The sequence below is a fragment of the Brevibacterium sp. SMBL_HHYL_HB1 genome (assembly GCF_018208375.1).
Taxonomy (GTDB): domain Bacteria; phylum Actinomycetota; class Actinomycetes; order Actinomycetales; family Brevibacteriaceae; genus Brevibacterium; species Brevibacterium intestinavium.
Window position 1 is genome coordinate 1,880,795 of record NZ_CP062936.1, and the last position, 23,287, is coordinate 1,904,081.

The 23,287-nt window shown below is 66.8% G+C and carries 27 protein-coding genes and 1 riboswitch; of the genes, 12 read left to right on the plus strand and 15 right to left on the minus strand.

Going from position 1 to position 23,287, the window contains the following annotated elements; genetic code table 11:
- Positions 1-28: 28 nt before the first annotated feature.
- On the minus strand, positions 29-1,969 hold the full coding sequence (locus IG171_RS08710; RefSeq protein WP_212131267.1) for an LPXTG cell wall anchor domain-containing protein: 1,941 nt from the start codon (positions 1,967-1,969) through the stop codon (positions 29-31).
- Positions 1,970-2,214: 245 nt separating this feature from the next.
- Here IG171_RS08710 and IG171_RS08715 point away from each other — a divergent pair, with 245 nt between their 5' ends.
- The 3 genes from IG171_RS08715 to IG171_RS08725 are packed head-to-tail and all read left to right on the plus strand — an operon-like array spanning position 2,215 to position 3,968.
- Positions 2,215-2,691, plus strand: coding sequence for an META domain-containing protein (locus IG171_RS08715; protein ID WP_212131268.1), 477 nt, complete (start codon positions 2,215-2,217; stop codon positions 2,689-2,691).
- Positions 2,688-2,999, plus strand: a complete 312-nt coding sequence (locus IG171_RS08720; RefSeq protein ID WP_212131269.1) for an META domain-containing protein — start codon at positions 2,688-2,690, stop codon at positions 2,997-2,999. Before IG171_RS08715 ends, IG171_RS08720 begins: the two co-directional genes overlap by 4 nt.
- On the plus strand, positions 3,000-3,968 hold the full coding sequence (locus tag IG171_RS08725) for a DUF808 domain-containing protein (RefSeq protein WP_212131270.1): 969 nt from the start codon (positions 3,000-3,002) through the stop codon (positions 3,966-3,968). It begins immediately after the preceding gene.
- Positions 3,969-4,010: 42 nt separating this feature from the next.
- Here IG171_RS08725 and IG171_RS08730 read toward each other — a convergent pair whose 3' ends face one another.
- The 7 genes from IG171_RS08730 to IG171_RS08760 all read right to left on the minus strand — a co-directional run bounded on the left by IG171_RS08730 (position 4,011) and on the right by IG171_RS08760 (position 10,173).
- Positions 4,011-4,598 carry an ABC transporter substrate-binding protein gene (locus IG171_RS08730; protein WP_212131606.1) on the minus strand — a complete coding sequence of 196 codons (588 nt, stop codon included), beginning with the start codon at positions 4,596-4,598 and terminating at the stop codon, positions 4,011-4,013.
- 242 nt (positions 4,599-4,840) lie between these two features.
- Positions 4,841-5,665 carry an ABC transporter ATP-binding protein gene (locus tag IG171_RS08735; RefSeq protein WP_212131271.1) on the minus strand — a complete coding sequence of 275 codons (825 nt, stop codon included), beginning with the start codon at positions 5,663-5,665 and terminating at the stop codon, positions 4,841-4,843.
- Positions 5,665-6,765 carry an iron chelate uptake ABC transporter family permease subunit gene (locus IG171_RS08740; RefSeq protein WP_249204215.1) on the minus strand — a complete coding sequence of 367 codons (1,101 nt, stop codon included), beginning with the start codon at positions 6,763-6,765 and terminating at the stop codon, positions 5,665-5,667. The genes IG171_RS08735 and IG171_RS08740 overlap by 1 nt, the downstream gene beginning before the upstream one ends.
- Positions 6,762-7,829, minus strand: a complete 1,068-nt coding sequence (locus IG171_RS08745; RefSeq protein WP_212131272.1) for an iron chelate uptake ABC transporter family permease subunit — start codon at positions 7,827-7,829, stop codon at positions 6,762-6,764. Before IG171_RS08745 ends, IG171_RS08740 begins: the two co-directional genes overlap by 4 nt.
- A gap of 87 nt (positions 7,830-7,916) precedes the next feature.
- Complete coding sequence (locus IG171_RS08750) at positions 7,917-8,402, minus strand: SufE family protein (protein ID WP_212131273.1); 486 nt, start codon at positions 8,400-8,402, stop codon at positions 7,917-7,919.
- On the minus strand, positions 8,402-9,310 hold the full coding sequence (locus tag IG171_RS08755) for a sulfurtransferase (protein ID WP_249204216.1): 909 nt from the start codon (positions 9,308-9,310) through the stop codon (positions 8,402-8,404). Before IG171_RS08755 ends, IG171_RS08750 begins: the two co-directional genes overlap by 1 nt.
- A 74-nt stretch (positions 9,311-9,384) precedes the next feature.
- The gene (locus IG171_RS08760) at positions 9,385-10,173 is read right to left on the minus strand and encodes an alpha/beta fold hydrolase (RefSeq protein ID WP_212131275.1); all 789 of its coding nucleotides are present in this window, start codon (positions 10,171-10,173) and stop codon (positions 9,385-9,387) included.
- A gap of 73 nt (positions 10,174-10,246) precedes the next feature.
- Between IG171_RS08760 and IG171_RS08765 the strand changes: the two genes are divergently transcribed.
- Positions 10,247-10,711, plus strand: coding sequence for an NUDIX domain-containing protein (locus tag IG171_RS08765; RefSeq protein WP_212131276.1), 465 nt, complete (start codon positions 10,247-10,249; stop codon positions 10,709-10,711).
- Positions 10,712-10,724: 13 nt separating this feature from the next.
- On the opposite strand, the gene IG171_RS08770 is transcribed toward IG171_RS08765, so the two are convergent.
- A complete protein-coding gene (locus IG171_RS08770; protein ID WP_212131277.1) occupies positions 10,725-11,681 on the minus strand; it encodes an iron-siderophore ABC transporter substrate-binding protein in 957 nt (318 codons plus the stop codon).
- 118 nt (positions 11,682-11,799) lie between these two features.
- The gene (locus IG171_RS08775) at positions 11,800-13,029 is read right to left on the minus strand and encodes an NAD(P)/FAD-dependent oxidoreductase (protein WP_212131278.1); all 1,230 of its coding nucleotides are present in this window, start codon (positions 13,027-13,029) and stop codon (positions 11,800-11,802) included.
- A 122-nt stretch (positions 13,030-13,151) separates the two neighbouring features.
- Here IG171_RS08775 and IG171_RS08780 point away from each other — a divergent pair, with 122 nt between their 5' ends.
- Entirely contained in the window at positions 13,152-13,748 is a 597-nt protein-coding gene (locus IG171_RS08780; RefSeq protein WP_212131279.1) for a TetR/AcrR family transcriptional regulator, read from the plus strand.
- A 55-nt stretch (positions 13,749-13,803) separates the two neighbouring features.
- Here IG171_RS08780 and IG171_RS08785 read toward each other — a convergent pair whose 3' ends face one another.
- Complete coding sequence (locus IG171_RS08785; protein ID WP_349252155.1) at positions 13,804-14,451, minus strand: response regulator transcription factor; 648 nt, start codon at positions 14,449-14,451, stop codon at positions 13,804-13,806.
- An 85-nt stretch (positions 14,452-14,536) separates the two neighbouring features.
- A complete protein-coding gene (locus tag IG171_RS08790) occupies positions 14,537-15,685 on the minus strand; it encodes a sensor histidine kinase (RefSeq protein ID WP_212131281.1) in 1,149 nt (382 codons plus the stop codon).
- A gap of 153 nt (positions 15,686-15,838) precedes the next feature.
- On the opposite strand from IG171_RS08790, the gene IG171_RS08795 reads away from it, so the two are divergent.
- Positions 15,839-16,495 carry a DedA family protein gene (locus IG171_RS08795; RefSeq protein WP_212131282.1) on the plus strand — a complete coding sequence of 219 codons (657 nt, stop codon included), beginning with the start codon at positions 15,839-15,841 and terminating at the stop codon, positions 16,493-16,495.
- A 5-nt stretch (positions 16,496-16,500) separates the two neighbouring features.
- Positions 16,501-17,076, plus strand: coding sequence for a histone deacetylase (locus IG171_RS08800; protein WP_212131283.1), 576 nt, complete (start codon positions 16,501-16,503; stop codon positions 17,074-17,076).
- Here IG171_RS08800 and IG171_RS08805 read toward each other — a convergent pair.
- Positions 17,030-17,968 carry a 2-dehydropantoate 2-reductase gene (locus IG171_RS08805; RefSeq protein WP_212131284.1) on the minus strand — a complete coding sequence of 313 codons (939 nt, stop codon included), beginning with the start codon at positions 17,966-17,968 and terminating at the stop codon, positions 17,030-17,032. The genes IG171_RS08800 and IG171_RS08805 overlap by 47 nt on opposite strands.
- A complete protein-coding gene (gene thiE, locus IG171_RS08810; protein ID WP_212131285.1) occupies positions 17,965-18,648 on the minus strand; it encodes a thiamine phosphate synthase in 684 nt (227 codons plus the stop codon). Before thiE ends, IG171_RS08805 begins: the two co-directional genes overlap by 4 nt.
- A gap of 12 nt (positions 18,649-18,660) precedes the next feature.
- Positions 18,661-18,764, plus strand: a riboswitch (TPP riboswitch).
- Here thiE and thiO point away from each other — a divergent pair.
- The 4 genes from thiO (at position 18,754) to moeB (ending at position 22,149) form a co-directional block, all read left to right on the plus strand.
- Positions 18,754-19,896 (plus strand): glycine oxidase ThiO, encoded by a 1,143-nt coding sequence (gene thiO / locus IG171_RS08815; RefSeq protein ID WP_212131286.1) that lies wholly within the window; start codon positions 18,754-18,756, stop codon positions 19,894-19,896. It overlaps the preceding riboswitch by 11 nt.
- 30 nt (positions 19,897-19,926) lie before the next feature.
- Positions 19,927-20,184: a sulfur carrier protein ThiS gene (gene thiS, locus IG171_RS08820; RefSeq protein WP_212131287.1), complete on the plus strand. Its 258-nt coding sequence runs from the start codon at positions 19,927-19,929 to the stop codon at positions 20,182-20,184.
- Between the two features lies 1 nt (position 20,185).
- Positions 20,186-20,953 carry a thiazole synthase gene (locus tag IG171_RS08825; RefSeq protein WP_212131288.1) on the plus strand — a complete coding sequence of 256 codons (768 nt, stop codon included), beginning with the start codon at positions 20,186-20,188 and terminating at the stop codon, positions 20,951-20,953.
- Positions 20,950-22,149 (plus strand): molybdopterin-synthase adenylyltransferase MoeB, encoded by a 1,200-nt coding sequence (moeB, locus tag IG171_RS08830; protein ID WP_212131289.1) that lies wholly within the window; start codon positions 20,950-20,952, stop codon positions 22,147-22,149. Before IG171_RS08825 ends, moeB begins: the two co-directional genes overlap by 4 nt.
- Here moeB and IG171_RS08835 read toward each other — a convergent pair.
- A complete protein-coding gene (locus tag IG171_RS08835; RefSeq protein WP_249204217.1) occupies positions 22,140-22,619 on the minus strand; it encodes an SRPBCC family protein in 480 nt (159 codons plus the stop codon). The genes moeB and IG171_RS08835 overlap by 10 nt on opposite strands.
- A gap of 23 nt (positions 22,620-22,642) precedes the next feature.
- Here IG171_RS08835 and IG171_RS08840 point away from each other — a divergent pair, with 23 nt between their 5' ends.
- Positions 22,643-23,287: a mismatch-specific DNA-glycosylase gene (locus tag IG171_RS08840; protein ID WP_212131291.1), complete on the plus strand. Its 645-nt coding sequence runs from the start codon at positions 22,643-22,645 to the stop codon at positions 23,285-23,287.

Sequence of the window (23,287 nt, forward strand, 5' to 3'; positions counted from 1 at the left end):
AACCGTCAGACGGTCAGCCTCGCGGGACTCAGTTGTTCCTCTTGCGACGCATGGTCAGAACCACTGCGGTCCCTCCCACGACGAGCAGTCCGGCTCCGGCCGCCAGGCCGGTCAGCTCGGCACCGGTGCGCGGCAGGTCGGATCCGCCGTCACCGCTTCCGTCTCCGTTGCCGTCATCGTCATTGCCGTCGCTGCTTCCATCGTCATCGCCGCCGGTGCCGCCGCCATTGCCGTCTTCATCGGCAACGACCTCGAAGGAGCCCGTCAGAGCGTCTTCGTCTTCGGTGTCGTTGGCGCCGGTGACCTCGACGTCGTACTTGCCGAGGTAGGCCGACGGATCGGAGGCGCTCGTACCGTAGATCGCGAAGGCAGCCGCACCGTTCTCGTTTGCGGTCTCCTCGAGCGTGATGCCCTTGACGTTCTCGGGTCCGGAAGCGACTTCGAGCGTGACCTTCTCACCTTCGTCGAAGCCCTTGACCGTGATCGTCACGCCCTCGTCTTCCTTCACGAAGTCAGAGGCCGCGATCTCCTTGGGGTCGACGCTGATCTCACGCTCGTCCGGAGCGGGAGTCTCGGATTCGTCCTTCTCGACGGTCACCTCGAATTCGGTCGTCTCGGACTCCTCACCGTCGACAGTCGCCGTCGCGGTGTAGGTGTAGGCGCCCTCGGCCTCCGGCCCTTCGACGGAGAAGTTTCCGTCCTCGTCGGCCTTGACCGTCTCCGAGCCTTCTTCACCAGCGTGGTTGTCCGTACCCTCTTCTTCGCCTTCTTCAGCGGGCTTCCACGTCACCTCGACCTCGGCGCCGGCCTCGGCCTTGCCGGTGACTTCTTCCCCGGGCTCGATGGTCTGGTCCTTCGCCTTCGGCGCATCCGGAGTCTCAGGGGCCTCGTCGCCCGGCTTCTCGAGGTTGAAGTCCGTGCCGGACTGCTCGAGCGAGTGATCGAGGTCGGCGACCCAGGTGAACGACTCGCCACCGAGGTTTCCGCCACCGGAGATGACGCCGACTGCCGTATCGCCCTGGTAGACGCCGCCACCGGAGTCCCCGGGCTGCGAGAAGGGCTCGTCCGCCGGCGAGGTCACACCGAATCCGTGGACCCAGCGCCCGCCGACGTTCTGGTAATCGTAGTCGTACTCGGAGCGAGGCAGCACCTCACCATCGGTATTGCCGGTCGTCCGGCCCGACTTGCTGATCGCGCCTTCCTCGTGCGCTCCCACCTCGGTGATGTCGGTGGTCGACTTGGACAGGTCGTCCGAGTCGGCTGAAGTCCAGTCGGTGATACCGCCCTTGACGTTGTACTTCGATTCGTCGACGTCGATGACGGCGAAGTCGATGTCCGACTCGCTGGGATTCGGCCACTCGTCCTGGTCGGCGCCCTCGAGCAGGTCACCGCCGAAGTTGTGGAAGCCCCACTTGCCGATGACGCCCTCGCCGGAGGCCTGGAAGCCCTCTCCCCCATTGGCCTCGGCCGTCGACGGCTGCTCGGTCTCGCCGACGGTGGTGTCACCATCGAACTCGTTCGTGTCTTCGTTGATGATCTTCGAGCAGTGCCCGGCGGTGAGCACGACGGGGTTGCCGTCGCCGTCCCAGCCGGTGAACCCGGTCGAGCAGGCCCCGCCGGCCTCGCCGGCCTTGACGAGGTATCCGGCACCGCCGACGAGGTCGTTGCTCGCGTAGGGCTTGAGTTCCTTGACGCCCTCGTTGACGTTGATGTTGTCGTACTTCTTCTCGAGATCCTTGATCTCGTCGGTCTTCTTCGCAACGCCGATGTTGAGCTCGCCGCCGTCGGCACCGTAGGCGTTGACGCCTTCGATTCCGGACAGTGCCTTCTGGATCTGAGCTTCACTCTGAAGATCCAGCTTCTGCGGGCCGCTGTCAGCCATAGCGGGAGAGGCCGCGAACGCGCTGCCCAGGCCGAGAGCCGCAGCGGCACTCAGCGCCAGTGAACTCTGAACGAGTCTCTTCTGCATACTGTTGATTCCCTTGATCGTTGTCGGTGCTTCGATTGTCCGGCTCCTCAACACGACTCACCGTTCGCCGGCGGTCCGTGTCTCGGGTATCAGAATTTCAACCGGGTGAGAGATTACGGTTTGGTCACGACGCTTTGCAAGAACAATGAGAGTTGTGAGCGAACACAACGTACAGAAGTCGGTTCCTCCACCCGAGATCAGTGTTCTTTCAGGGCGTGCCGAACGCTGGCCGTTATCATCGGGGCATGCCGAACCACATTTCGCTTCGAACCCTGGCCGCCTCGCGCACAGTGTCGAGACTGGCGCTCGGGATCGCCGCTGCGGCGCTCACGCTTCCGCTGGCCGCCTGCGACACCGGAGTCGATCCCAGGGACCCGAATTCCCCGCCTGCGAGTGAAGCCTCCGAATCCGCTTCAGCCAGCGGGGATGCCGCCGTCGATCCCGTCGGCAGATGGACCTCCCCCGAGGCGGGAGATCCCTATCTCGAATTCCTCGACGACGGATCCCTCGAAGGTTCGGACGGCTGCAATGTGATCGCGACTACGTGGGAGGTCGAGGACGACGAGATCGTCATCGATTCGTTCATGACCACGCAGAAGGCCTGCTCGGGCGTGGATCCGTGGTTGAGCAAGGCAGCCACGGCCACCATCGAAGGCAACGTCATGAAGGTCGAAGACAGCAATGGCAAGGTCATCGGCGGACTGGAGAAGGAAGACACATGACACATGAGATCATCGGCCGCTGGGCGGCCGAGCAGAACGAAAGGGCCTTCCTCGAGTTCCAGGAGGACGGAAGACTGCGCGGCAGCGACGGCGCCAATGCCATCGCCACCTCATGGTCGGAAGAAGCCGAGGGCCTGATGGTGAAGCCGTCGACGACGACGCTCATGGCCGCGCCCGGAATGCTCACATGGGTGACCAGAGCACGCCGAGTCGCGCCCGACGGAGACCGGCTGGACGTCTTCGACGCCGCCGACAAGCACGTCGGCACACTTCTCCGGCAACCGCCTGACACCGCCGAAGGCCGATAGGTGGCCGGAGGTCTCATCGCCCTCCTCGACGACGTCGCCGCTCTGGTCAAGCTCTCAGCGGCCAGCCTCGACGATGTCGCCGCCGGTGCCTCACGCGCCGGCGCCAAGGCCGCCGGAGTCGTGGTCGACGATGCGGCGGTGACTCCGAAGTTCGTCGAAGGCGTCAGCCCGAAACGGGAACTGCCGATCATTCGGCGCATCGCGCTGGGGTCGATGGTCAACAAGATCATCATCATTCTTCCGATCATTCTGCTGCTCAGTCAGTTCCTGCCCTGGCTGCTGACCCCGCTGCTCATGGTCGGCGGCACCTATCTGTGCTTCGAAGGCGCGGAGAAGGTCTTCGAGAAATTCGGTTGGATCGCCCATCATGAACACGGCCAGGACAGGATCAAAGGCGCAACGACCGATCCCGCCGCCGGTGGTTCCACGGCGGAGAAGAAGATCGTCCGGTCGGCGATCACGACCGACTTCGTCCTCAGCTGCGAGATCATGGTCATCGCCCTCAACGAGGTCGCCGCTGAGTCTCTGGTCAGCCGAGCCCTCATTCTCGTCGTCGTGGCCCTGGCGATCACGATCGGCGTCTACGGTGTGGTCGCGCTCATCGTCAAGATGGACGACATCGGTCTGCACCTGGCTCACAGGGACGTCCCCGGTCCGCAGAGGATCGGACGGTTCCTCGTCGCTGCCATGCCGAAGCTGCTCACTCTGCTCTCGGTCGTCGGCACATTCGCCATGCTCTGGGTCGGAGGGCACATCATCCTCGTCGGCACCGACGAACTCGGTTTCCACGCCCTCTACGGCTTCGTCCACCTGCTCGAAGCACCGATGGCGGCGCTGCCCGCTCTCGGCGGTCTCCTCGGTTGGCTGGTCAACACCGTCTTCTCGCTCATCCTCGGCGCGATCTGGGGTGCCGCGACGGTCGGCGTCGTGGCGGCGATCACCGGTGCGGTCAAAGCCGTGAGAAGTTGAGTTCCTATTCCTCGAGCAGGTCCTGAATGCCGCCGTCTTTGATCAGCCAGTCCAGGCTGGCCGGACTCGCAGCGTTGACGGCGGTGGCGAATCGGTGTCGATGAAGCTCGCCGTCCCCGCTTGGACCGACCGCGGTGAGTCATAGCCCGGATTGTCCTCGAGCTGCTTCTTCGCTTCCTCGTCCATGGCCCAGATGAAGAGGTAGTCCGCATCGAGCTCTTCAAGATTCTCCGCCGAGAGCGTGAACCCATTCACCTCTTCCGGGGTCTGGTGTCGGCCCGGCTCCAGGCCGAGGAGCGCCAACGGTGCGGCATTGCCGAAACAGATGCCCTCGGACCGGGGCGAGTTGAGCTGATAGGACTTGCCCTCCGTCCCCAGGTCCGAGGCGACATCCGATAGGCGCGCCTTCGTCTCGTCGATCAGTTCATCAGCCTCGTCGGCCCTGCCCAGCGCCTCGCCGACCTGCTTGGTCATATCCTCCCAATCGGGATTCGCGGATTCGGTCCTCGGGACGGTCACGGGCGCAATGTCCGAAAGCTGTTCGTAGGCGGAGTCGTCGGCGATGTTCCAGGGAGCTGCGAATATGACATCGGGCGACGCCTTCCTGCCACGGCATGATCTCCTCGGCAGAGGAGGCCACCGCCACCGATGTCACACCGAGTTCTGCCGCGACCTCGCCGGCTGGGGAATTGAGGACGACGATGGTCTCCGGATCTGCCAGCACCTGACCTGTCCCTTGATCGTGTCGACCGTCACCGACTCTCCGGTGCCGTTCGCTGAGTCTCTTCCGTTCCCGCAGCCGCTGAGCAGCAGCGCTGACGCGCTGATCATGGAGGCCGCACCCACCACAGCTGTCCGTCCCATGCTCGGCCTCATCTGTCCGCGAAGGTCTTCTTCGGCATCCCCGCCACGATCATCGGAGCCCCGGTGACGGGGTCGTCGATGACGGTGCAGCCGATCCCGAAGACCTCGTCGACGAGTTCGGCGGTGACGATCTCCTCGGGCGGTCCCTGAGCGACGATCGCACCGTCCTTCATCGCGATGATCTCGTCAGCGTAGCGGCAGGCCTGGTTGAGGTCGTGCAGGACTGCGACGAGGGTGTGACCGTATTCGTGGTTGAGCTGGGAGAACAGGTCGAGCAGTTCGATCTGGAAAGCGAGGTCGAGGAAGGTGGTCGGTTCGTCGAGCAGCAGCAGAGAGGTCTCCTGAGCCAGCACCATGGCCACCCAGACGCGCTGGCGCTGACCGCCGGAGAGTTCGTCGACCTGCCGTGACGACAGGTCCTCGGTGTTCGTCGCCCGCAGTGCTGAGAGCACGGCCGCTTCATCGGCGACTGTCCACTGCCGCAGGAACGACTGGTGCGGATGGCGTCCTCGGGCGACGAGCTCACCGACCGTGATCCCCTCCGGTGCGATCGACGACTGCGGCAGGAGGCCCAGGCGCTGAGCGATCTTCTTCGTCTTCATCTTCGCGATGTTGCTGCCGTCGAGCAGCACCGATCCTTCGGCCGGAGGAAGCAGCCTGGCCAGTGCACGCAGCAGTGTGGACTTCCCGCACGCATTGGGTCCGACGATGATGGTGAACTTCCCGTCGGAGATGTCCACATCGAGGTCGGTCACGATCTGACGGTGGTCGTAGGCCAGGTCGAGGTGCTGGGCGACCAGGGGCGAGTGCGCGTCCGCGTTGAGAGTGCTCATTATGCCTTCCGAGCTTCTTGGATGAGGAGCCAGATGAGATAGATGCCGCCGATGCTCACGGTGATCACACCCACGGGCAGTTGGAGGTCGCCGAAGGCGTGCTGTGCGATGAGATCGGCGGCCACGAGGAGCAGAGCGCCGACGGCCGCCGACGCGAGCAGGCTTGTGCCCTGCGCTTTGGCCAGCCGTCGACCGATCTGCGGGGCGGCCAACGCCACGAAGGCGATCGGTCCGGCGGCCGCCGTGACGACGGCGACGAGTGCGACTGCGACGACGATCAGGGCCGCGCGCACCGGCTCATTGCGCACTCCCAGGGCCTTCGAGGTGTCATCGCCGAGTTCCAGGGTGCCCAGATCCCGTGCGAACAGGCCGCAGGCCAGTCCCAGGACGATCGTGGCCACGGCGGCCGGTGCGATGGTCGACCACCCGATCCCGTTGAGAGTTCCCGCGCCCCAGGTGGCGGCGGCCATGGCGAGTTCGAGGTCGGCACGCAGGATCAGCCAGGTGTTGAAGGCGTTGAGCATCGCGGTCAGTGCGATGCCGACGATGATGAGCCGGAATCCTTGGACTCCGCCCTTCCATGTGAGCAGGTAGACGACGACCGCGGTGAGCAGTCCGCCGACGATCGCTCCGGCGGCAGTGGAGATGAAGCTCGTGCCGAAGACGATGATGGTCACGATGCCGCCGGTGTAGGCACCGGTGGAGAAGCCGATGATGTCCGGAGATCCGAGCGGATTGCGTGTCAGCGACTGGAACACGGCCCCTGAGACCCCGAGCCCGGCTCCGAGGACGATGGCGGCGATGACTCTGGGCGCACGCCATTCACCGGCGACGGTGTTGACGATGTTCTTCTCGGCCAGTCCGAACAGCCCCTGGAACACTTCGCCGGGGGTCAGCGAGAACTTGCCGAGCATGAGCCCGGCGAATCCGCAGGCCAGTGCCAACAGGGCGACGATGCCGGCGGTGACGAGCACGCGGATGTCGAGTCGGAACCCGAAGACCCGCAGCATGGGCCGGCCGAAGTCGATCCTCTCCCCCGGCAGTGTGCCCGGTCCTGGGGTCAGTGTGCGTTCGTGGACCGCTAGCTGGCTGGTTTTCACAGACCGCTCGCCTTCTTCCGACGGACAAGGGCGATGAGCACGGGAGCGCCCACGAATGCGGTGACGACACCGACTTGGAGCTCGCCGGGCTTCATCACCACTCTGCCGATGACATCGGAGGCCAGGAGCAGAATGGGTGAGAGCACGAGTGAGTAGCCGAGGATCCATCTCTGGTCCGGGCCGACGATCCACCGGGCGATGTGCGGAATCATCAGTCCGATGAAACCGATCGGGCCGGCCGCGGCGGTGGCCGCCCCGGCCAGCAGGGTCACGGCGAGGATGGAGAACACGCGTGTGCGGTTGACCGAGGTGCCGAGGCTGGCTGCCAGATCATCGCCGAGTGCCACCGCATTGAGCGAATGGGACAGGGCCAGGGCCAGCACGGTTCCGATGATGATGAACGGAAGGATCGCGGTGATCGTGTCGAAGTCGCGGCCGGCGATCGCGCCGACGTCCCAGGACCGGAACGCATCGAAAGCGCGTTCGTTGGTCAGCAGGATCCCCTTCGTCAGCCCCGTCAGCACTGCGGCCACGGCGACTCCGGCCAGGGTGAGGCGGATCGGGTCGACGGTGCGACTGCGTCCCGAGGAACCGATGATGTAGACGCCGACCGTGGCGATGAGTGCGCCGAGGAAGGCCAGCCAGATATAGCCGGTGATCGAGGTGATCCCGAAGAAGGCGACTCCGATGGTCACGGCGAAGGAGGCCCCCGCGTTGACGCCGAGGATGCCCGGGTCGGCCAGGGGATTGCGCGTGAGAGCCTGGATGAGCCCTCCCGCCAGGCCCAGCCCCATCCCGACGAGTACACCGAGCACGGTGCGCGGAAGGCGGAGTTCGAGAACGACGAGCTGGTCGTCGCTGCCGCTGGGAGCGAAGAACGCACCGAGGACTTCGGACACCGGCATGTCGCGGGCCCCGACGGCCAGCGAGGCCAGGACCACGAACACCAGTGCGGCAATGGCGGCCACCAGCCCCACCACACGCTTGATCCATAGGCTCCGGCCAGCAGGCTGACCGGTGTCAGTGTGCGGTTTCGCCGCAGTCGTGGTGGCGGAACCGGTCATCGAGGTGGTCCTTCTCGAGGGAGTTGACTAAGGGCAGGCTAACCACACTGTAACTCACTCGTCCACCTCAGCCAAGCGGCACCGGTCTCATCCGACTGTGATCTTGCCGATCCTCTCGGACACCTGCCGCTGGATGCGCGAGAGCATTCCGCTCATCCCGCGCAGCCGAAGCGGGCTGACGAGATCGGACAGCGACAGCCTCAGCGGCAGGTCGGACGGGGTGGACAGGATCACCTCGGCGGTGGCTCCGTCGAGCCCCTCGTGCAGGATTCCGGCGAACCCTCGGGTCGTCGGCGATTCCGGAGGAGCGGAGAAATGCAGTCTCACGACCGCGGCCTCCCCTGCCTCCGGGGTCTCGACCTCGGTGACGAGGAAGATCGGCGACTGGCATTCGGGCACGGGCTCGAGCAGCTCCGGATGGTCCGTGTACTTCTCCGGAAGCTCCGGCAGATCGGACGCGAACTCCAGCAGCAGCTGCAGACGGTCATCGGCAGCGGTCTCGGAGAAATCGGTGACGGCTTCGGCCAGGGCCTCCGGCAGGTCTGCGGTCTCAGGTGTGGTCTCGGCAGTCATCAGCGGCTCGGCACCTCTCCGGGCTCGGAGCCGGTGGCGATCGGCACGGCCACGACATTGCCCCATTCGGTCCAGGATCCGTCGTAGTTGCGCACGTTGTCGTAGCCGAGCAGGTGCGTGAGGACGAACCAGGTGTGGCTGGAGCGTTCGCCGATGCGGCAGTAGGCGATGACCTCATCGCTCGTGCCCAGCCCGGCCTGGTTCGTATAGAGGTCCTTGAGTTCGGCCGCGGACTTGAACGTGCCGTCCTCGTTGGCCGCCTTGCTCCAGGGCACGGACTTCGCGCCCGGGATGTGGCCGCCGCGCAGCGCCCCCTCTTCCGGGTAGGCGGGCATATGAGTGCGTTCGCCGGAGTACTCCTCGGGGCTGCGCACGTCGATGAGGGGCAGTGTGCCCAGGCTGTCGCGAACCTCGGGCAGGAAAGCGCGGATGGCCGAGTCGTCGCGGTCGACGACCGGGTACTCGGTGGGTTCGGGCCTCGGCTTCTCAGTCGTCATCTCACGGCCTTCGGCCTGCCATTTGGCGCGGCCGCCGTCCATCAGGCGGACGTCTTCGTGGCCGAAGAGGGTGAAGACCCACAGCGCGTAGGCCGCCCACCAGTTGGATTTGTCGCCGTAGACGACGATGGTGTCGTCGCGGGAGATGCCCTTGGCGGACATGAGAGCTGCGAAGCCCTCGCCGTCGACGTAGTCACGGGTCACGGAGTCGTTGAGTTCGGTGTGCCAATCGACCTTGACCGCTCCGGGGATGTGCCCGGTCTCGTAGAGCAGCACGTCCTCGTCGCTTTCGACGATGACGAGTCCGGGATCACCAGCATGCTCAGCGACCCATTCGGTGCTGACCAGTCGCGTTCCGTCCGCATATTCGGCGAACTTCGGGCTGGGATCGGTCGGGATCGAAGTGCTCACGCATTCCTCCTGAAACATAGTGGCTGAGACGAACTCGTTGGAACAACGTCGGTATCCCACAGCATATTCCCTACTCAGGACCTGCCGAGGAAGGTCCTCAGCGCTGAGATGAATGCCTCCGGCTTCTCCGAGTGCACCCAGTGCCCGGAACCCTTGACGGTGAGCAGGGCGGCGCGAGGGAACAGGGTGCGCATCTGCGGCAGATCCTCCCGGCTGACGTAGTCGGACCTCTCGCCGGCCACCCACAGGACCGGATGGTCGAATCGGGCCCCGCCCATGTCCGGGAAGTCGCCGATGGCCTCAAGACTCGAGTGCAGGAGCCCGAGGTTGGGCTGCCAGGCGTAGCCGTCTGCGGTCGGACGCAGGTTCTGCAGCAGGAATCCCCTGATCGCGTCCTGGGGAATCGGCTCCTGCAGGGCGGCATCGGCGTCCGTGCGCGATTCGACCTCGTCGAGATCGAGACCTGCCAGGCTCGAGAGCAGATGGTCGAAGATGCCGAGGGAGCCGCCGGCGTTCGGGCCGATGTCGACGACGACGAGGCGGTCGATGAGCTCGGGACGGCGCAGGGCCAGGACCATGGCGATCTTGCCGCCCATGGAATGCCCGACCAGGTGCACCGGCTGCTGATCGGCTTCGGTCACCTCGGCGATGTGGGCGGCCACCGAGTCGGCGAGGTCGATGTAGTCGAAGGTCTCCGTCCACTCGGAGTCACCGTGGTTGGGCAGGTCGACGAGCAGGCTCGAGAATTCGGGTTCGAGCGCCTTGGCGATCCGGGTGAAGTTCTTGCCGCGGCCGAACAGTCCGTGGAGGAAGACGACGCGACGACCGGTGTCACCGACGCGCTTGCTGGAGATGATGGTCACCACTCCAGCCTAGCGGGTCCGGTGGTGGCGCTGAGAGCCTCACCCCCGGTCCGGGCGCGGGTAGGGTGAGGTCATGCACTTCTCCGAATATGACATTCGCCTTGCCGGCTACGCGGTCATCGTCAACGATGATGACGAGATCCTTCTCAGCTGGTTCAACGGCGGGCGCGACCGCTTCCACGCGCTCTGGACGCTTCCCGGGGGTGGGATCGAGTTCGACGAGAGCATCGAAGAGGGCACGATCCGCGAGGTCAAGGAGGAGACCGGCTATGATGCCGAGCTGGTCCGCCCCCTGACCACGCATTCATTCACGGAGTCACGCCGCAATCCCGCGTTCGGGACCTCGAAACCGCGACCGTTCAAAGGCGCACGGATCGTCTTCGAGGCACGGATCACCGGCGGCACCCTCGGCACGCTCGAGGTCGGAGGCACGACGGACCGCGCCGAATGGCTGTCGATCGACTCCCTCGCAGACATCCGCCACGCCCGCATCATCGACATCGGTCTGGATGCGCTGCGCGGCGGACGGCCAGGCTGAGCCCGGCTGCTGATCACTTGACGATCTTCGCCAGCTTCTCAGGCAGATTCTCGGCCGCGTACTTCGCAGAGAGGATCGAGTTGAGCGAGAATGCTTTGCGAAGCTCGTCCATGTCATCGGTGAACACGAGGCTGCGACCGTCCTCGACAGCCGGAATGCGCTGGTAGGCCTCGTCGTCGGTGACATCCGCATCGGGGATGTAGATCGGGAATGTCAGCAGCACATCGGCGTCCAGGGTCTCCAGGTTCTCCTCCGAGACCGGGACCGAGAACCCTTCGGCCTTGCTCTCATCGATCTTCGACGACTGGGTGAACCCGAGCCGCTCCATGACCTGGACACGGCTGGACGCCTCGACATACGCGCCCCACCCCTCCGAGGTCTTCGCCGCGACCGTGACGGACTTGCCGTCGAACTCAGGATGATCCTTCGCCGCATCCTCGAAGGTCTGGTCCAAGTCGTCGAGCAGGCTCTTCCCCTCGTCTTCCTTGCCGAGAGCCTCTGCGACGAGATCGACCTGCTGGTCCATGGTCGTCAGGTAGTTGTCGCCGCCTTCGGGAACGCCGACAGTCGGGGCGATCTCCGAGAGCCGGTCGTAACGTTCCTGCTCACCGGAGCTGTTCGTATCGAGGATGAGATCGGGTTCGAGGGCGGCGATCGCCTCGTAGTCGGGCTCCATCGTCGCGATGATCTCCGGAGCCTCGTCATAGAGGTCCTCGGCCCACGGGCCGACACCCGTGCCGCCGAATTCGACCCAGTCGGAAGCGCCTACGGGTTGGACGCCGAGGGCCAAGGCGGTTTCGGCATCTCCCCACCCCAGGGCGACGACCCTCTGCGGATCGGCGGGGACATCGACGGACCCGAACTTCGTATCGACGCTGGGTCCGGACGTGTCGGACGATTCGGAGTCGCCTCCGCCGCAGCCGGCGAGGACGAGGAGGGAGGCGAGGATCGGGGCGAGTATTCGGCGCATGACTTCCTTTTCACGAGTTTAGGCGAGCCTAGCTTAACCCATCTTCGCCCGTCGGAGGGCATGCCGGCGGCCGACGGCCCGCGAGCAGGGTCACCTCGCTCGGGTCGGGGCCCGGTCGTCAGCTCCCGGCAGGGGTGTCGAGCAGTCTGAGTATCGGCTTGAGTGCGGTCCTGATGCTGAGGACCCGGAACATCTGGTCACGGGCGGCAGCGAGCAGTCGGGACCGGTCGAACATCAGCCCGGCCAGGGAACGGGAATTGTCGTGGGCGGTCTCGACGCGCGGGCGCTGACGGGCCTCGAACCGGTCGAGCGCAGCGGCCGGGTCATCACGGTCGGCCGCGGCGATCTCGTCGGCGAGCACCGAGGCCGATTCCATGGCCATCCCGGCGCCGATGCCCGCCGTCGGGAGGAATCCGGCCGCGGCGTCGCCGAGGAGGACGGTGCGGCCGACCGCCCACCGCCTGGCTCGGGCATCGCGCAAGGGCCAGAAGAAGGGGTCCTCAGACGCACCGATCGCCTCGAGACAGGCGTCGATGCGCGGGCTCATCTCCTTGAGCTTCGCCCGGACCTCGCCGGCGAACCGTCGCGGACCCAGCGGCTGCCGCGAATCAGGACAGCCGAGGAAGACTCCGATGCCGTCCTTGACCGGATACATGCCGAGGAAGAAGCCGTCGCCCCAGATCTCCTCGACGGCGTCCGGGCTCCCGTCGGCATCCGCCCAGCACACCCAGCCGCCCCAGGCCGTGTCCACTGTGTCCGCGGCTTCGCGGGAGTGAGCGGGCACGAGCGTCCGGGTCCGGGAGTTCATCCCGTCGGCGATGACGACGATGTCGAATTCGGTGCACCCCGGATCGTCTGCCGCGCCACCGGCCCAGGTCACGGTCACGGACTCTTTGTCATCGACCAGTCCCTGCACGGTCGTTGCGAATGCCACTGGGGTCTCGGCACCGGTGAGCACGGTCAGGAGCTCGGACCGGGAGATCCCGCGATAGTCGCCGTACTCGGCCAGCAGCTCGCCGAGCTGATACTGCCTGAGCACGCGGCCGGTGTGTGCATGGGCGATGTATCGCTCGATGCCGACACTGGAGTAGAGATAACCCTCCCGGGCCCCGAGCGCGTCGATGATCGGATCGACCATGGGCATGAGGGCGAGCATGTACCCGGCCCGATTGTCCCCGATCATGCGCTGCGCATCGGCCGAGCGGTCGACGAGCACCGGCGCGAGCCCCTGGCCTCTCAGCAGCTGAGCCAGAGTGATCCCGGCGATTCCGGCTCCGACGATGAGGACGCGCGGCGTGCCCTCCGGTACGGAGGTGAGCTGCCGGCTCACGCTCGCTGGGGTGATCATCTCGTGCGCCTCCTGACTCCGCTGAACTCCTCCGCCACCTCAGTGGACCGGGTGGTCCACTCACCGTAGCACTGCTTGGACCAGCCAGTCCACACCGTGCCCGCCATTGCTAGACTGCGATTGTGTCCGAGACTGCACTGGCGCGCATGCGCCCGGAGAAGAGAGCCGAGCTCATCGCTGCCGCCGCACGGGAATTCGCCTCTCGAACCTACGAGGAGGCTTCGCTCAATCGCATCATCGGCAGCTGCGGCCTAAGCAAGAGCTCCTTCTACCATGTCGTCGATTCGAAGGAGGGCCTCTTCTCCCTCGTCGTCTCCGAGCTCTCTGCGGCCGCCGACCGCACCTGGACCGCTCCGGAACCGGCCAGCTTCGCCGATCACTTCTGGGACCGTGCGGACTCCGTGTGGCAGGAGGCCCTCACGACCTGGCCCAACAGCCTTGAACTCACTCAGCTGTGGCACATCGTCTATGCCAACCCCGACAACGAAGCAGTGCTCACGCTGGCGGATCGGGTCCGCACATGGGTGCGCGACGTGCTCATCACCGGGCGCGAGACCGGTGCAGTCGACCGGACCTGTCCCCTCGACCTCCAGTCCCTGGCCGTGTTCTCACTGCTGCGGACCTTCGACGAATGGGCCCTCACTGCGGCCGGAGACGACTCCCCCGACGAGGCAGCCGCTCATCAGTTCCGCCTGCTCAAGCGCCTCCTTCATCCCTGAGGGCCCCGATCCGATTCGGGCGGGCGCGGGCGGAGGAAGGAAGCGTCCGCGCCGGTCAGCTCCGGTTGAGGTAGGCCAACACCGCCGCGACCCGGCGGCTGGTCGACTCACCCGCATGCAGGCCGAGCTTGTCGAAGATCGCGCTGATGGCCTTCTCCACGGAGCTGACCGACACGAACAGCCGTTCGGAGATCCCGCGATTCGACAGGCCCTCGGCCATCGCCTCGAGCACTTCGTTCTCCCGCGGTGTGAGGGCAGCCAGGGAATCCTGCTTCTCTGAGGTGTAGAGCAGCTGACGGACGACATCGGGGTCGATGACCGTTCCGCCCTCGGCTATCCGATTGACCGATTCGAGGAACCGGTCGATATCGGTCACCCGGTTCTTCAGCAGATAGCCGACGCCGACGGATTCGGTGCCCAACAGCTCCGTCGCGTACTCCCGCAGCACGTACTGGCTGAGCACGAGCACCCCGATGTCGGGGAATCGCCGTTTGATCGACAGGGCGGCTTCGAGACCCTCCGTGGTGTGGGTCGGCGGCATCCGCACATCGACGATCGCGAGATCCGGTCGCAGGCGGGCGACGGCGCGCAGCAGCTCCTGCCCGTCCCCGACCGAGGCGACGACGGAGATCCCCTCGTCCTCGAGCAGACTGCGCACGCCTTCGCGCAGCAGCACGGCGTCATCGGCGAGCACCACCGTCAGCGGCTCGCCCCGGGACTCGGTGCCTGGCGACCCGTCCATTCTCACTTCTCCTTGTCCGACCTGTTCGGTCCTCAGCGGCTGAGTCTCAGCCATGCGGGATCTCCGCTCTCACGGTCGTGCCGGTCCCAGCCGGGCTGTCGACCACCAGTCTTCCATCGAGCGCGCCCACCCGTCGGGCGAGACCCTGCAGCCCGCTGCCGCTCTGGTCGGCGCCTCCGTCACCGTCGTCGACGACCTCGGTGACGACCACCCCGTCGTCATCGCGGATCGAGATCGAAATGCCCGCCGCCTGCGCATGTTTGACGACATTGGTCACGGCCTCCCTGACCACGAAGTAGACGGCGGATTCGACCTCCGAGGGCAGTCGCTGCTCCGGTGCGGCCACGACTGTGATCGGGATCGGGCACCGATCGGCCATGCGATTGAGCACCGGCGGCAGGCCGTGATCGTCGAGCGCTGTGGGGTAGACGCGCCAAGCGACCTCGCGCGTTTCCTCGATGAGGTCCTGGGATTGGGCGAGCGCATCGTCGAGCAGCCGTGCCGCTTTGTCCGGATCCTGAGCCCTCCGAGCGCGGGCGATGAGCATCGACAGGGACACGACATTCTGCTGGACGCCGTCATGGAGATCCCGTTCGATCCGGCGGCGCTCATCGTCGATGGCCACGACCACGCCGCGACGGGTCATCACCAGTTCCGTGATCCGGCTGTACCGTGCGTTCGGTCGGCTCACCTCGACGTCCATCCCATCGATCCGACCGTGCAGCCAGTTCGCGGCCTCGCTCAGGGCGATCGCACCGATGAGGTTCGCCGCAGCGTAGAGGAGACCGACGAAGAGAGTCGGCTGGGCGATCCTCCACGAGTCGAAGCCGATGGTGATGCTGCCTCCGAGGGACAGCCCCTGCACCACCGCTCCGACGAAGACAGTGACGAACCCCGCGAGGAAATTCAGCACCGGGACCGTGACGAGTGCGGCGACGACTCCGTTGAGCGCGAGGAATCGGCGTGTGGCAGGCGGCGGGTTCACAGCGATGCCGAAGGTGGAGAGCTGCCGTGAGACCTCCCAGCCACGCACCTTTCCGACCGGCCGTGACGACGGAGGAAGGGCGGCGGCGATGAGCAGCGGAATGCACAGCGCTGCGCCCCACAGCACGCCGAGGACGGAACGGACCCAGCGGCTGACGAGCATCCGCGACTCGCGAGGCATCCGCGAGATCAGTGCGTTCGGCCAGGGCATGGGTCGATCGTAGCAACGGCCGGTCTCCTGCCCCATGGGTTCGACCGCAGAACCGGGTTCCGGTTGACCGCATTCCGGGGTGGACGAACCTGCAGTCGATCATGTGCCCTCCCGCGTTCTGCTCGCGCCTGTGGGCCCATAGCGTGGATGATTATGGATTTCGCATTCGAGGCGCTCACCTCGCCCCTCACCTCTCCGTGGGTCTATGCCCTCATCGCCCTTGCTGCGGCCTTGGACTCCCTTCTGCCCATCGTGCCCTCGGAGACCCTGCTCATTTCGGCCGCGACCTTTGCCACAGCCGGAGTGCCCCACCCACTCGGGCTCATCGCAGCGGCGACTCTGGGGGCGCTGGTCGGCGACCTCGCCGCCCATCTCGTCGGTCGCAGCGGCCGCCGTCGGCTGCACCGCTGGAGTGCCCTTCCCCGGTGGCAGCGTCTGTTCGCCTCGGCCCAGGAGATGTGCGCGCGTCGAGGCGGGTCCATGCTCATCGTCGGACGCTTCGTTCCCGGCGGACGCACCGCCACAACCATCGGCTCGGGCATGCTGGGGTTCCGGATCCGCGACTTCCTCCTCTTCGATGGAATCGGCAGCCTCGCCTGGGCCGTGTACTCCACCGGGATCGGCCTCCTGGGCGGAAAGCTCTTCGAGGGCCAGCCGGTGCTGGGTGTGCTCACGGGAATCGGCGTCGCCCTGGCCGTGAGCGCCGTCATCGAGATCCTGCGTCGGATCATCGCCGCCCGCTCATCCGGACCAGCGGACACGCTGGACGAGGCGGATTCGACACACACCCCCGCCGACGTGACACGATGAAGTGGATGTCTCAAACACATGTGTGGTATGTCAGCTACGGTTCGAACATGGCGCGCGATCGACTCGCCTGCTACCTTCAGGGCGGCCGACCACCAGGGGCTCATGTCAGTTATCCGGGTGCCAGGAACCCCGCGGCGCCTCGCGCCGAGGCCTGCGTCGAACTGCCCGGAACGATCTACTTCGCCGGAGCATCGAAGGTGTGGGGCGGCGGGATGGCCTTCTACGACCATCACGCTGCCGGACCCACTCCGGCCAAGGCCTATCTCATCACCGCCGAACAGTTCGCCGATGTCGCGGCCCAGGAGATGAACCGCCCGCCCGAGGCGGACAGTCCGCTGGAGGACCTCGTGTTCGATCTGCCCGTCGGCGCCTCGCACTCGGTGGGACCGGGAGGCTATGAGACGCTCCTCGTCCTCGATGACATCGACGGCGTGCCCATGGTCACATTCACCGCACCCCACGGTTCGGCCGACATCGAGCACACCCAGCCGACGGAACCGTATCTGGCGATGCTGCGCACCGGCAGTGCCGAGGTCAGGGACGCCGCTGGGCTTCCCCGGTCCGCAGCTGCACGAGTGTGAGGTCGAGCAGCGGAGTGCTCACCCCCAGAACGGCGGCCTTGAGCGCCAGATCGCCGAGGATGTGCTCGGTTTCGCTCGGCAGCCCGGCCGTGACGTCCCGGTAGAGCGACGAGGTGAATGCTGAGCCGGCCTCGGTGAGCATCGACACGGTCATCGCATGAGACCGCTCGGACACCGGATGGTCGGCCGCGGTCGCCACTGCCTCGAGCTCGGCGATGATCCGCAGCACATGGTCGCGTCCCCCGGCGTCCATGATCGCGCCCACCGGGCCTCTGAACAGGCAGGTGACCACTCCGGCGGCGGCGATGAAGATCCACTTCTCCCACAGGCCGCCGACGACGTCGTCGATGACCTGCAAGCGGAATCCGGGCACATCGAGGGCCGTGGCGACGGCGTCCGGAACCTCGTCATCGCCGAGTCCGCCGATGGTCATCACGGCCAGGTCGGTCAGCTGGTGCACCGCGCCGTCCTCGACGGTGCCGACGATCTTGACGAATCCGCCGAGAGTCTGACCGGGATAGTCGGCCTGCAGCCGGTCGATCTGGGCCATGCCGTTGAGGAAGGGAATGATCCGCGTATCGGGGCCGACCGCGGGGCGGATGTCGGCGAGCACTGAGTCGAGACCGCCCGCCTTGACGGCGATGATGACGATGTCGAAGGTCCGCGGGCTCGTCACGAGTTCGTCCGCGGTGACCACATCGACGAAGTTCGTCCGGTCCGCGTCCGGGGCCACGAAGCGCAGCCCGCCGGTCCGGACCGCCTCCGCCCGGGCCTGCCGCAGCAGGAACGTCACCCTCCGGCCGGCCTCGACGAGGTAGGAGCCGAAGGCCCCGCCGGTGGCCCCGGCACCGGCGATGAGGATCGTCGGTTCGCTGTCTGCGCTGCCTGTCATCCCAGTTCCTCCTTCAGGTCCCGTGCGGCCGCGGCGGGATCGTCTGCCGAGGTTATCGCACGCACTACCACGGCGCGTTTCGCGCCCGCTTCCCGGATCTCGTCGAGGCGGGGGCCGGCCGCGATCCCGCCGATGGCGAACCAGGGTTTGCCCGCCTCGGCGGCCACTTCGGTCAGCAGCTGGGTGCCCACGGCCCGCCGGCCGGGTTTCGTCGGAGTCTGCCACACCGGGCCGACGCAGAAGTAGTCGATCTCGCCGTCGGCTTCGGCGGCGAGCGCCTGGTCCCGCGAATGGGTGGAGCGGCCGAGGATCACATCGTCTCCGAGCACGGCCCGGGCCTGAGCGCTGGTGAGGTCCCCCTGGCCGACGTGGAAGACGTCGGCGCCGGTCAGGAGGGCGACATCGGCCCGGTCGTTGACGGAGAACAGCTTCCCGTGCCGCTGGGCTGCATCCTTGAGCACCTCGAGGGCCGCGATCTCGGCACGGGCCTCGAGGGTCTTGTCGCGCAGTTGGATGATGTCGACGCCGCCGGCGTAGGCGGCGTCGAGGAACTCGGCAAGATCGCCCTGAGCGCTCCTGGCATCGGTGCACAGGTAGAGGCTCGCCCGGGCCAGCCGGGCCTGCCGCGAAGCTCGCAGCGATTCGGACACATCGGTGTGCGGTGGAATATCCGTGGTCATGGTCATAGAGTAGAGGAAGTTCGCGGGAGCCTCCGAACGAGGCTGAGAGGGCATAAGAGCCGACCGCCAGACCTGATGCGGATCATGCCGCCGGAGGGAGAATCCATGCACGTCATCGTCGTCGGGGCCGGAATCATCGGCCTGACGACGGCCTGGTACCTGCGCCGCCTCGTTGCCGGTGTCACCGTCATCGATCCCGCCCCCGCCAGGGGTGCCTCCCATGCGGCGGCGGGCATGCTCGCCCCCGCCGCCGAGGTCGTCTGGGGCCAGACGTCGCTGTACCCCCTGCTGCGGACCGCGGCCGAGATGCACCCGGAATTCGCCGCCGAGGTGGCCGGTGCCGCCGATGCCGAACTCGGACTCACGGACACCGGGACCTTGGTGTGTGCCGGTGACCGTGCCGATCTGCAGGCGCTGCGCGAGCTGCGGGATGCTCAGACGGGTGCCGGGTTCTCCACCGAACTCATCACCGGAACCCGGGCCCGAGAGCTGGAACCGTCCCTGTCACCGTCGGTCGCCGGTGCCGTGCGCATCCCCGAGGACCAGTCCATCGACCCCCGGAGGGTGACCTCGGCCCTGCTGTCGGTCTTCGCCTCCGAACTGATCAGTCAGCACGTGAGTGGGCTGGTGCGCGAGGGCGGTGCCACCGTCGGTGTGGAGCTGGCGGACGGTCGGCGGATGAGCGCCGATCAGGTCGTCCTGGCCGCCGGAAGCGCTGCGAACACCATCGCCGGGGCACCGCAGCTGCCGGTGCGTGAAGTGTGGGGAGACGTCCTGCGTCTGCGTGCTCCTGCCGAGCGCACTCCCCTGCTGCGCGGCACCGTCAGGGGTCTGGTCAACGGCCGTTCCGTCTACGTCGTGGCCCGACCCGATGGTCAGCTCGTGCTCGGGGCCAGTTCCCGTGAGGACGGTCGATCGGGCACCGATGCCGGGGCGGTTCACCGGCTGCTCAGCGATGGTCAGCGACTCGTTCCCGGCATCCTCGACTGTGAGATCACCGAGATCACCACCCGGGCCCGCCCCGGCTCTCCCGATGATCTGCCCCTGGTCGGTCGGATCGATGACGGCTGCGTCGTCAGCACCGGCTATTTCCGGCACGGCATCCTGCTGGCCCCGCTCGGCGGACGTGTGGGTGCCGAAATCGCGATCGGCCGCCGCCCCGACTGGCTGCCCCCGGGCGCGCTCGACTCCGTCTCGCCTCAGCGCTTCGAGACTCCCGCCGACCTTCCTGTTCTGTCGACCACCTGATTCCACCACGACCATGATGAGGAGCACTCCATGACCGAAACCGCACATGCACCCACCATCGTCCTCAACGGAAAGACCCATGAGCTCGGCGGGGCCACCTCGGCGCTCGACCTCGTCGCCGAGGTCACCGGACGTCAGCTGCGCGAGGACGGCGCCCCGGCCGACGGCGGCCGTCTGGGCATCGCCGTCGCCGTCGACGGCGAAGTCATCCGCCGGAGCCACTGGTCCGAATTCGCCCTGGCCGACGGTCACACCGTCGACATCGTCACCGCCGTGCAGGGAGGCTGAGATGACCTGGACGATCGACGGTGCGGACCTGGACTCCCGGCTGGTCATGGGCACCGGAGGGGCGAGCTCGCTGAGCATCCTCGAGACGGCCCTGCGGACCTCGGGCACCGAACTGACGACCGTGGCGATGCGACGCTTCGACTCCGAATCACGCGATTCCGTGTTCGCCATGCTGGAGCGCCTGGGCATCCGCGTGCTGCCGAACACCGCCGGATGCTATACGGCCCGTGATGCCGTGCTCACCGCCCGGCTGGCTCGGGAAGCACTCGAAACGAACTGGGTGAAGCTCGAGGTCATCGCCGACGAGGACACTCTGCTGCCCGATCCGGTCGAACTGTTCAGGGCCGCAGAGGAACTCGTGCTCGACGGATTCACGGTCTTCGCCTACACCAACGATGATCCGGCACTGGCGAAACGGCTCGAGGACGCCGGGGTGGCGGCGGTGATGCCGGCCGGAGCCCCGATCGGCAGCGGGCTGGGCATCCTCAATCCGCACAACATCGAAACCATCGTCTCCCGCGCCCAGGTGCCGATCATCCTCGACGCCGGTGTCGGCACCGCCTCCGATGCTGCCCTGGCGATGGAGCTCGGATGCACCGCGGTGCTGCTGGCCTCGGCGGTCACCCGTGCCCATGATGCGCAGGCGATGGCCCGGGCGATGGCCCTGGCCGTCGAATCCGGGCATCTGGCGGCCGGAGCCGGCCGGATCCCGAAACGGCCCCTGGCGCTGGCGTCGTCGACGTTCGACGGAATGGTCGCGGCCCGATGACCGAGGTGTCCGCCCCCAGGGTTCCGGTCGTCAATCCCGGACCGCTGGTCGACCCCGTTGATGCACTGGACCGAGACGAACTGGACCGCTACTCCCGGCATTTGAGCCTGCCGGGGTTCGGAGTCGAGGGGCAGAAGCGGCTGCGGGCCGCCTCCGTGCTGGTCATCGGGGCCGGAGGCCTCGGTGCGCCGGTGCTCAATTATCTCGCGGCCGCCGGAATCGGGTCGATCACGATCATCGACGACGATGCGGTCGAGACCTCGAACCTGCAGCGCCAGGTCATCCATCGCCGCGTCGATGTCGGGCGGCAGAAGGTCGACTCGGCCGCCGCAGCTGTGCACCGGCTCGACCCCGACCTGAACGTGACCACGATCGAGGACCGGTTGAGTCCGGACAATGCGCTCGAGCTCTTCGCCGACCACGATGTCGTCCTCGACGGGGCGGACAACTTCGCCACCAGATACCTGTCCAATGATGCCGCCGAGCTCACCGGCACTCCCTTGGTGTGGGGCACGATCTTCCGTTTCGCCGGACAGGTCAGCACCTTCGCCCCCGGCCACGGACCGATGCTGCGCGACCTGTTCCCCGATATCCCCGATCCCGATTCGGTGCCCAACTGCGCCGAAGGCGGTGTGCTCGGAGTGCTGTGCGGAACCGTCGGCTCGGCCATGGCCACCGAGGCGATCAAGCTCATCTGCGGCATCGGCACCCCGTTCATCGGCCGCCTGCTGCGCTATGACGCTCTGGACGGTGAATACTCGACGCTGCGGTTCTCCCCCGACCCCGATCGCCCCGCCGTCACCGATCTGACCGAGGTGGCCGCGGCCTGCGCCGCCTCAGCGCCCGGGGCGGCGACCGGGTCGGATGCCGGGGTCGAGGAGATCGACCCTGTCGGACTGGCCGGACTCGATCCGGCCCCGGCGCTCATCGACGTCCGTGAGGATTGGGAGCGGGAACTGTCGTCGATCCCCGGATCCCTGCACCTGCCCTTGGCCAGCATCCGCGAACACGGGTGGCCCGCCGTCGTCGGACTGTTTCGCCGGGCGTCTGAGCACACGGCCGACGACATCGTCATTCACTGTCAGTCCGGAGTCCGCTCGGCCGAGGCGGTCGGGCTGCTCAGTCGCGCCGCCCCGCCCGGAGTGCGCCTGCGCTCCCTGGCCGGAGGCATCACCGCCTGGTCCGTTCAGGACTGAAGCAGTCGGGCCGTGAGGCCGCGTTCTCCGGCTCGCATCACGGCCGTGTGCATGAGACCCGACAGGGGCCGCAGCATCCTGATCGGCAGGCGCGTGCTCGTCACGCACCACAGCGAATCGATCTCCGTGGCCCGCTCATGGTGTTGACTCAGCGTCCAGATGCCCTGACCGCGCAGGTCGCCGTGGGCGCTGAAGCTGATCATGTGCGGAGCCCGGACCTGTTCGGCTTCGATGATGAAGCGCAGCCCCGTGCCGATGGGTGTGCGCACGAGCAGTCGGGCGCGGCTTCCCGGCGCCACCCGGTCATCGACGGGTTCGGCTTCCGACAGCCCCGGCCACCACTGCGGCCACTGCTCGACTCGTTCGAGTATCGCCCAGACGGCATCGGCGTCGGCGGCGGCCGACCATCGGTCTTCGAAGTGGAACGGCGGTGATTCTCCCGGTCGCGGGGACACATGCTGGTGGCTCATGATACGACGGTAGTGTGAAAGACGTGAGTGAGGAAAGCAGTGCCAGCAGCCGTCGGCCCTCCCCGCTGGGTGGCCGCAGACCGACCAAAGACGATCTCGCCGCATTCGCCACGGATGATCCGAACGCGATCGACGATATTCTGCCCGCCGATTCCTCCGGGCTGAGGATGCTCATCGTCGGGATCAATCCCGGCCTGTGGACGGCCGCGGTCAATGCCCCGTTCGCCCGACCCGGGAACCGGTTCTGGCCTTCACTGCATCAGGCGGGGCTGACCGACCATCAGGTCGATGCCTCCTGCGGTCTGGACCCCGCCGATGAGCAGCAGCTGCTGCGTCGGGGCATCGGGCTGACCAACCTCATCGGCCGAGCCACCGTCCGAGCCGATGAGCTCTCGCGTCAGGAGCTGCGTGATGGGGCGGCGCATCTGGTCGAGCGTTTGGCCGATCTCCGGCCGCGGGCGGTGGCCATCGCCGGCATCACCTCGTTCCGGATCGGCTACCGGCAGCCCAAGGCCCAGTTCGGCCGGCAGGACACTTCACTGATCGAGGGCTGGCCACCCGAGGTGGCCCTGCACGTGGTGCCCCAGCCGAGCGGGCTCAACGCCCACTACCAAGTGCCCGATCTCGCCCGCATCTGGCGTGAGGTGTGGGAGAGCATCGACGACTGA